8 protein-coding genes and 1 pseudogene are annotated in these 8322 nt (G+C 68.0%); 5 read left to right on the top strand and 4 right to left on the bottom strand.

The features are described 5' to 3' along the window. A pseudogene (locus tag ACWELQ_RS29950) lies at nucleotides 1–192 on the bottom strand (NAD-dependent deacetylase); the annotation flags it as partial. 123 nt (nucleotides 193–315) lie between these two features. Here ACWELQ_RS29950 and ACWELQ_RS29945 point away from each other — a divergent pair. Then, nucleotides 316–1107: an SDR family oxidoreductase gene (locus tag ACWELQ_RS29945; RefSeq protein WP_452400385.1), complete on the top strand. Its 792-nt coding sequence runs from the start codon at nucleotides 316–318 to the stop codon at nucleotides 1105–1107. A gap of 6 nt (nucleotides 1108–1113) precedes the next feature. On the opposite strand, the gene ACWELQ_RS29940 is transcribed toward ACWELQ_RS29945, so the two are convergent. Continuing rightward, nucleotides 1114–2112 (bottom strand): 1-aminocyclopropane-1-carboxylate deaminase/D-cysteine desulfhydrase, encoded by a 999-nt coding sequence (locus tag ACWELQ_RS29940; RefSeq protein WP_452400384.1) that lies wholly within the window; start codon nucleotides 2110–2112, stop codon nucleotides 1114–1116. Between the two features lie 114 nt (nucleotides 2113–2226). Here ACWELQ_RS29940 and ACWELQ_RS29935 point away from each other — a divergent pair, with 114 nt between their 5' ends. Further along, nucleotides 2227–3090 (top strand): SDR family oxidoreductase, encoded by an 864-nt coding sequence (locus ACWELQ_RS29935; RefSeq protein ID WP_452400383.1) that lies wholly within the window; start codon nucleotides 2227–2229, stop codon nucleotides 3088–3090. A gap of 21 nt (nucleotides 3091–3111) precedes the next feature. Beyond that, nucleotides 3112–4413, top strand: a complete 1302-nt coding sequence (locus ACWELQ_RS29930; RefSeq protein ID WP_452400382.1) for a phytoene desaturase family protein — start codon at nucleotides 3112–3114, stop codon at nucleotides 4411–4413. Between the two features lie 30 nt (nucleotides 4414–4443). Here ACWELQ_RS29930 and ACWELQ_RS29925 read toward each other — a convergent pair whose 3' ends face one another. Further along, nucleotides 4444–5091, bottom strand: coding sequence for a TetR/AcrR family transcriptional regulator (locus tag ACWELQ_RS29925; protein WP_452400381.1), 648 nt, complete (start codon nucleotides 5089–5091; stop codon nucleotides 4444–4446). A gap of 70 nt (nucleotides 5092–5161) precedes the next feature. Here ACWELQ_RS29925 and ACWELQ_RS29920 point away from each other — a divergent pair, with 70 nt between their 5' ends. After that, on the top strand, nucleotides 5162–6580 hold the full coding sequence (locus ACWELQ_RS29920) for a cytochrome P450 (RefSeq protein WP_452400380.1): 1419 nt from the start codon (nucleotides 5162–5164) through the stop codon (nucleotides 6578–6580). Between the two features lie 68 nt (nucleotides 6581–6648). On the opposite strand, the gene ACWELQ_RS29915 is transcribed toward ACWELQ_RS29920, so the two are convergent. After that, entirely contained in the window at nucleotides 6649–7653 is a 1005-nt protein-coding gene (locus tag ACWELQ_RS29915) for a TY-Chap domain-containing protein (RefSeq protein ID WP_452400379.1), read from the bottom strand. 124 nt (nucleotides 7654–7777) lie between these two features. Here ACWELQ_RS29915 and ACWELQ_RS29910 point away from each other — a divergent pair. Continuing rightward, on the top strand, nucleotides 7778–8322 hold a 545-nt coding region (locus tag ACWELQ_RS29910), incomplete at its 3' end, for a 3-oxo-5-alpha-steroid 4-dehydrogenase (RefSeq protein ID WP_452400378.1).

Below are 8322 nucleotides of genomic sequence, written 5' to 3'. Positions count from 1 at the left end.
GACGAACTGCTGATAGGTCATCGGGGTGCGTTGCGGGGAATTAGGCCCGCGGTAATCGGGGATGCCGCTGTCGGTGGAGATGCCCGCGCCGGTGAGGACCGCCAGGCGGCGGCCGGCCACCAGCTCCAGCAGACGGTCGAACTGCCGGGCGGAGACCGGGTCGAGCGGCGGCGCGAGGACCGGATCGGACATGGAGCCAGCCTACGACGGGGTGAAATGTGGTTCCGGTCACGGCATGTCACAGCCGCGTCAGCCGTGTCGTCAACAAGGCAGCACGCCACCACGGCGACGCACTCGACGAAGGAGATGGTCGACATGACGAAGACGATTCTGGTCACCGGAGGCACCGGCACCCTGGGCAAACTGGTCACCCCGCTGCTGCTGGCGGAGGGAGTGAAGGTGCGGGTGCTCAGCCGCACCGCACGACAGGGCGCGGACGGCATCGACTACGTGGCCGGGGACCTGCAGACCGGCGCGGGCATCGCCGAAGCGGTCGCGGGCGTCGACACAGTCCTGCACCTGGCGGGCACCCAGAAGGGCGACGGCGCGAAGGCACAGGCCCTCGTCGACGGCATCAAGGCCGCGGGCGAATTCCCGCACCTGGTCTTCATCTCGGTGGTCGGCGCGGAGCGCATCCCGGTGGAGAGCGCCATCGACCGCCAGACCATGGCCTACATGGCCTCGAAGCGGGATGCCGAACTGGTGGTGGAGAACTCGGGCCTGCCGTGGACCACGTTGCGCGCCACCCAGTTCCACGATCTGCTGTTCACCATGGTGTCGGCGCTGGGCAAGATGCCGGTGGTGCCGGTGTTCGACTTCCGCTTCCAGCCCATCGAAACCGCCGAGGTCGCAGCGCGTTTGGTGGAACTGGCGCTGGGTGAGCCCGCCGGACTGGTCGAGGAGATCGGCGGGCCCCGCATCTACACCATGAAGGAACTCGAGCGCAGCTACCTGCACGCCACCGGCAAGCGCCGCCCGGTCCTCACCATGAAGGCCCCGGGCAAGGCGTCGCGCGCCTACGCCGCGGGCGGCAACCTGACCCCGGATCACGCGGTGGGCGAACGCACCTGGGAAGAATTCCTGGCCGCCAAGCTCGCGAGCGCGTGAGCGGTGTCAGCGCGGTCCGTTGGTGTTGAGATACACCACCGGACCGTCGCCGAACCGCCCGTGCGCGTTCATGTCCAGCAGCGCGGCCATCGCTTTGGCGGTATAGACCGGCTCCAGCGTCATCTGTTCCCGATCGGCCGAGAGCGCCTGCGCGGTAGCGGCTTCCGGCATCGGATGGCCGTAGCCGGGCCCGAGATACTCGGTGACGATGTCGAGATTGCCGGTGGCGGAAAGGTTCTCGGGCAGCCGAGCGCCCCGCTTGCGCAACAGCCGCGCACTGCGGGCCGCCAACGCGGACAGTGTGGGTTCGTCGAGTTTCAGGGTGTCGTTCACGACGACTCCGACCACCCGCGTCGAGAGACCCGCCAGCTTCAACCCGAGCGACAGCCCGGCCGCCGTCCCGCCCGAGCCCACCGGGATCACGAGGTGGCTCGGCTCCGGCAGCTCCCCGGCCCGCACCTGCTCCGCCAATTCCAATGCCGCTTCGACATATCCGAGCGCGCCGACCGGTGAGGACCCGCCCGCGGTCAGGAAGTACGGCGGCCGCAAGCCGGTGAAGCCCCGGGCCAGCAGCCACGGCGCACTCGCGATCGTCCGCGCCTTGGTATGCGTGAAATGCAGTTCCGCCCCGGAGTCGCGCAGCCGCTTCAGCTGCGCGCGCACATGGTCGTCCTCGGGCTGATCGATCAGCGCCAGAACGGTTTTCACCCCGTGCTCGCGGCCGTACAGCGCCGTCGCCAGCCCCCAGTTGGTGCCCAGCCCGCCCACGGTCACGATGGTGGTGCGGCGCTGCCGCAGCGCGTCGGGCAGCAGCCATTCCAGCTTGCGCACCTTGTTGCCGCCCCAGCCGCCGTCGCCGAAGACGCTGTCGTCCTTGAGCCAGATATCCGCGCCGACGGTGTCGAGCGACGCCAGCCGCCGAACCGGTGTCGGGGCGGTACCCAGGCGCATATGGGGCAGGGTTTCCGCGAGTTCGGGATAGCGCTGGTGCAGGTGCGGAGTCATCACACCAACCCTATCGACTGGCCACTTCCGCGACGAGTGTGGCGGGCAGCACACAGCGGTCCCGAGCCTCCTGCTACGTTCCGAAAAGGAAATTAGTCTCGGCAAGGAGAACTCATGCCAGGTGTAACCGATCGCGTCGTCATCGTCACCGGAGCCGGTGGCGGCCTCGGCCGGGAGTACGCGCTGCTGCTCGCCCGTGAGGGCGCGTTGGTCGTGGTCAACGACCTGGGCGGCGCGCGCGACGGCAGCGGGTCCGGCCACAATATGGCCGACACGGTGGTCGAGGAGATCCGCGCCGCGGGCGGCACCGCCGTCGCCAACTACGACAGCGTCGCCACCACCGAGGGCGCGCAGGCGCTGGTGCAGACCGCGCTCGACAGCTTCGGCGCGGTGCACGGCGTCGTCAACAACGCGGGCATCCTGCGCGATATGAGCTTCGGCAAGATGACCCCCGAGGCGTTCGAGGCCGTGCAGCGCGTGCACCTGTTCGGCGCGTTCAATGTCACCCACGCCGCCTGGGGCCACTTCCGCGAGCAGGGTTTCGGTCGTGTCGTGATGGCCACCTCCACCTCCGGCCTGTACGGCAACTTCGGCCAAGCCAATTACGGCGCAGCCAAACTCGGCATGGTCGGCATGATGAACACCCTGGTCTACGAGGGCCGCAAGTACGACATCAAGGTCAATGCGGTGGCTCCGATCGCCGCCACCCGGATGACGGAAGACCTGATGTCGGCCGAGATGCTCGCGAAGCTGGGGCCCGCCCAGGTCGCCCCGATCGTCGGCTACCTGGTCAGCGAGGAGAACGAGGACTCCGGCACGGTGCTGGTGGTCGGCGGCGGCTCGGTGCAGCGCGTCCAGTTGTTCGCGAACAAGCCCGTTCTGTTCAGTGAGGTCCCGACGCTGGATCAGGTGCGAGAGAATTGGAGTCGCATTACCGATATGTCCGACGCTCAGCCGGGGGTCAATCCAGCGGGCTGAGCCTGCGCGAGGAGCCTCGCCATGAGCGAGAACACGTGGGACGCACTGGTTGTCGGAGCGGGGGCGGGTGGGCTGTGCGCGGCCGCCCGGCTCTCGCACCACGGCTACCGCACCCTGGTGGTCGAACGACTGGACCGAGTCGGGGGCCGGGCCTCCACCGAGGATGTCGACGGATTCAAGATAAACACCGGCGCGGTGGTCGTGGAACTCGGTGGCGTCACCGAGCAGACCTTCGCGGAGGTGGGCGCGAAATTCGAAGTGCGCCCGGCGGATCCGCCGATCCTGTACCGGATCAACGGGCGTGACGTCGATGTCAGCAGCGGCGGCTGGGGCTTGCTCATCTCGCAGCTGACCCGCCACGGCGCGCGGCTACTCGGTGAACCGGGCACCGACGACGAACCGCCCGACCGGGAGCTCTCCACCGCCGACTGGGTGCGCCGCTACACCAAAAACGATGCGGTGCAAGGGATCTTCCGCAACATGTGCGGTTCGATCTTCGCGGTCGGTTCCGAGGAGCTTCCGGCCCGCGTGTTCTTCACCTATATCACCGGCAAGTCCGCGTTCAAGAAATTCGGTTTCTGCCCCGAGGGCACCATCGGCATCTGGAAGTCCCTCGCCGATGTGGTGGAACGCAATGGGGGAGCGGTCTGGCTGGGCAGCGAGGTGCAGCGGCTGTACGTCCAGGACGATCGCGTGACCGGTGCGCAGATCCTTCGCGACGGTGAAACCATCGATGTGACTTGCGCTTTCGCGGTCAGCGATATCGGACCCAGTGCGACGCTGGATCTTGTTGGCCCGGAACACTTTCCACCCGACTATGTCGGTGCCGTCCTGCAACGCGACCTGCCCGCCGCCATGATCTCGGTCAACTTCGCCAGCCGCGAGCCCCTGATCGACGCGCCCGGCCTGCTCAGCTTCGCCCGCACCCGGCGGCTGTGCTACGTCGCGAATTTCACCGCCACCTGCCCGGAGATGGCACCGGACGGGTGGCATCTCTATGTCGGCGCGGGGGTGCCCAAACCGTCGGTGGGCGACTTCGACCCCGAGGCCGACACCGCGCTGGTATTGCAGGATCTGCGCGAGGAGATCCCGGATTTCGCGCAGGCTCGCATCCTGTCCATCGCCGTCACCCGCGACGACTGGCCACCCCAGCGCGCGGTCGCCGGATACGACCTGCCGCACGACACCCCGATCGCGAATCTGTGGAATGTCGGCGACGCGGTCAAGGAGTACGCCAACGGCGGCACCACCGCCTGCGCGGAGACGGCCAAACTGGTGGTGGAGGAGATCATGGCGAGTCACGTCGGCCGCCTGTCGCCTTGACCGAGCGCCGCGATACCGGGGGCTGCTCGCTCAGCCCAGCTTCGCGGTCATGCCGGGCAGACGATCCACCATGGCGACAACGTAATCCGCGACGATGTCGATGAGGACGGGGCGCTCCACCTTCAACCCGCCGTCGAGCCACACCAGGGTCAGCTCCGCCGCGCCGCCGGTGATCAGCTGGGCCAAGGCGGTCAGGGCGGTGTCCTCGCCGGTGGGGATGCCGAGCAGGATCCGGGTCTGCTCGATGAGTACCTGGGCCACCTCGCGCATGCCCTCGAAGCGGCGGCGCATGAGCGGTTCGCTGCCGTAAGCCTGCGCGAAGGCGATATTGGCGCGGCGTGGATCGTCGGTGAGCGTGACGATGAGCGCCGCCACCCCGGCGCGCAGCTTGTCCTCGGGCGTGCCCGGCGTCTCGGCGATGGCCGCGCGGGCGTGATCGAGCGCCTCGCCCTGCACCTCGTCGAGCAGCGCGCCGGCCAATGCGTCCAGGTCGGTGAAGGATTCGTAGAAGAAGCGCGGCCCCACCTTCGCCTGCTCGCACACCCCGCGCACGGTGAGCGTGGCCAGCCCCTGCATCCCGACGATCTCGAGCGCCGCCTCCAGCAGCCGTCTTCGCCGCTGTTCGCGGCGCTCGTCGGTGCTGGTGCCGCGATAGGTCCCGTTGAAAGCTCGCGTCACCCTGACAGCTTGGCACAGAAATCGGGAAACGACCGTTTACGGATATCTCCGTTTCCGCTACCGTTGGTACATGGCTGTACGAAAAGCCGTGCTGAATCATCGAATTCAGTGCCGCGCCGCCGGGGTACTGGAACGCTATCCGCGCGTGCCGCGCGCGCTCGCGACCCCGCCGCCGGGCAGCGGACTCAAACCCGTCATGGGAGATTTCGGCCCGCCGGGCATCGGCCACGCGGTCTCGACCCTCGCCGATCCGCTGAGTTTCGGCCGCGAGCGGCAGCAGCTGTACGGCCCGGTCCAGTGGATGGGCGTGTTCGGTCGTCAGATCGTCGGTCTCGGCAGTCCCGCGGCCTTCGAGGAATTGCTGCTCGACCGCAAACACGTCTTCTCCGCGCAACAGGGCTGGGAATTCCTCATCGGCCCGTTCTTCCGCGGCGGACTCCTGTTGCGCGACTTCGACGATCACACCTATCACCGCCGCATCCTGCAGCAGGCGTTCAGCCGCCCGCGCCTGGTCGGCTACCTCAATCTCACCACCCCCCGCATCGTGCGCGGCGTCGACTCGTGGCTGCCCGCCCCCGATTTCCCGCTCTACGACCACGTCAAGCGGATGCTGCTCGAGCAGGCCACCGTGGTCTTCGCGGGCGCGGAACTCGGGCCCGAGGCCACCCGGCTCTCGCGCGCCTTCGAGGACGCCGTGCACGGCGGCAAGGCCATCGTGCGCACGAATATGCCCGGGGGAGTGTGGAATCGGGGCCTGCGCGGACGCCGGCTGCTCGAGGACTACTTCCGCCGCGAACTGCCCGTCAAGCGCGCGGGCGACGGCGAGGACCTCTTCAGCGTGCTCTGTCACGCCGAGACCGAGGACGGTGAATCCTTCACCGACGCCGACATCGTCGATCACATGATCTTCGTGATGATGGCCGCGCACGACACCAGCACCCTGGCCATCTCCATGCTCTCCTACGAGCTGGCGCGGCACCCGGACTGGCAGGAGCGGCTGCGCAAGGAATCCGAGGCGCTGGGCAAACCCACCCTCGACTACGCGGACCTGGATCGGCTGCCGAGCCTGGAGATGGCCTTCCGGGAGGCCATGCGCATGTACGCGCCGGTCGGGCAGATGGTGCGAGAAGCGCTGGAGGACACCGATATCGCGGGCTATTTCATCCCCAAGGGCGCCCTGGTCATGGCCGGGCCGTACTCGATGATGCGCAATGCGGAGTATTGGCACGATCCGGACGTTTTCGACCCGGAGCGCTTCGATCCGGCTCGCGCCGAGGACAAGTCGCACCGCTACGCCTGGCCGGTCTTCGGCGGCGGCGCGCACAAGTGCATCGGCCGCTACTTCGGCAGCATGACCGTCAAGGCGACCGTGCACCGCATGCTGCTGAACTACCGCTGGAGCGTGCCGCCGGACTACCGGGTGCCGCTCGTCGCGGGCACCGGACCGTCACCCGCCGACGGCCTGCCCGTTCACCTACGTCGACTCTGAGTCGCCCGGCGCGAACCTGAACCCTCGGAATGAAGTGGTCGTGGGCGGGGGACCGTGGCCGGGGCAGGTCACCGCACGTCGCGGGGAATCCCGAGTTCGAGGTCCAGATAGCGTAATTCGGCGTCGCGGCGCTGCCCGTTGCGGAAGGCGCGGAACACCAGATCCTGGGGATGGCCGACGGTGAAGACCTCGGTGAAGGTCGCCACCGTGCGGCGCGGCGCGTCGCAGAGGCTCGGGTTGAACCCGGCCTTGGCCAGCGGCCCCTCCCAGATCAGCGCCGCGCCGCCGGGCACGCTGTGCGGTGCGAAGCTCCAGCCGAGATCGCGCATGCGCCGGTCGAATTCGCCCGAGCCGAGTCCGGCCACGTCCCAGCCGCTGGCCTCGTTGAAAAGCTGACGCCCGTGCAGGAATTGGACGAAGCACGGGTCGGGGCCGGGGTGCGGGGTGCTGAGGTTGATCACGCCGTCCCAGGGCAGCGTGGTCAGCGCCCAACTCAGCCGCGCCTCGAAATCGTCCCAGTCCGAGCAGACCGCGGGCGCGTCCCGTTCGCTGGGGCGGTCGGCGGGCAGGCCGTAGCTGCCGGTGCCCGGCGCGTCCATGCTCCAGGTGGTGAAGCGCAGTCGCGCACCGTCCATGTCCAGGCCCTCGCGCAGCACGGTCACCACCGATTCGGCGATGCCACGACGCTGATCGACCGCCTCCCCGCGCTGCCATCCGGTGCTCCACTCGCGCGCCAGCCGCGGCTGCTGGTGCACCCGCTGCATGGCCCGCCACTGCGGATCCGGTGCGGTGGCATCGGATTCCGAGGGCAGCGGCACCGGATCCCAGGTGCCGTCGGGCTGCTCGCGCAGCACGCTCAGCAGTCGTTCGGCGTCGCCGGCGGCCTCCGGGACGGCCACGATCACCTCGATCTCGGTGCCCTGCTGTGCGAAATGCGCTCGGCGGCCGGTGAGTTCGTCACGGACCTGGATGAACCGGGGGTTCCATCCGAGTCCGGATTCGTCCGCGTCCTCGTCCTCCTCGAGAAAAAACGGCATCCATTTGAGCAGTGCATCCCATCCCTGCGAACCCACCGTGCCTCCCTCCGGGTTCTGGTAAACCTACCCGCCGGTCACCGCCCGTGTCCGCCGATGGGTACCGGTCGGCACGCCCGCCGTGGTAGAACGTGTTCTAGTTTTCCACCTGAAGGACCTTCGAATGAACTGGTATACCGGCAATACCGTCTACGACTCCGTGCTGACGATCGCCTTCGCGTTCGCGGCGTTCGTGCTCATCGGCGGCCTGTTCGGGCAGAGCCCCTACGGCCGCTTCGCCACCACCAAGCTCGGACTCAACCTCAATCCGAAGCTCGGCTGGTGGCTGATGGAGATTCCGGCCACCGTGGTCTTCGCGGTCGCGTACCTGTCGGGTCCACGCCGCTTCGAGCCGACTTCCCTGGTGCTGGCGGCCATCTGGATTCTGCACTACGGCAATCGCGGTTGGTTCTTCCCCCTCAACATTCGCCAGGTGCCCGGCAAGACCAGCAGTTTCAACGTTTCGGTCATGGGCATGGGCATGTTCGTGACGGCGCTGCACGGCTACCTCAACGGCGCGCTGTTCAGCCACGACTACCTGGGGCAGTACGGCACCGGCTGGCTGACCGATCCGCGCTTCATCATCGGATTGATCGTGTACCTGGCCGGTTTCGCGCTGTTGGTCAGCTCCGAGGGCATCGTGCGCAATCTGCGCGACAAGAACAACCC

The organism is Nocardia sp. NPDC004722 (assembly GCF_053601505.1).
Note: the sequence above shows the minus strand (reverse complement) of the source record. Positions and strands in the feature narration are given on the sequence as shown.

Bases quoted from the DNA above. Each gene is read 5' to 3' on its own strand.
- ACWELQ_RS29945 (WP_452400385.1), top strand. From the start codon at position 316: ATGACGAAGACGATTCTGGTCACCGGAGGCACCGGCACCCTGGGCAAA.
- ACWELQ_RS29940 (WP_452400384.1), bottom strand. From the start codon at position 2,112: ATGACTCCGCACCTGCACCAGCGCTATCCCGAACTCGCGGAAACCCTG.
- ACWELQ_RS29935 (WP_452400383.1), top strand. From the start codon at position 2,227: ATGCCAGGTGTAACCGATCGCGTCGTCATCGTCACCGGAGCCGGTGGC.
- ACWELQ_RS29930 (WP_452400382.1), top strand. From the start codon at position 3,112: ATGAGCGAGAACACGTGGGACGCACTGGTTGTCGGAGCGGGGGCGGGT.
- ACWELQ_RS29920 (WP_452400380.1), top strand. From the start codon at position 5,162: ATGGCTGTACGAAAAGCCGTGCTGAATCATCGAATTCAGTGCCGCGCC.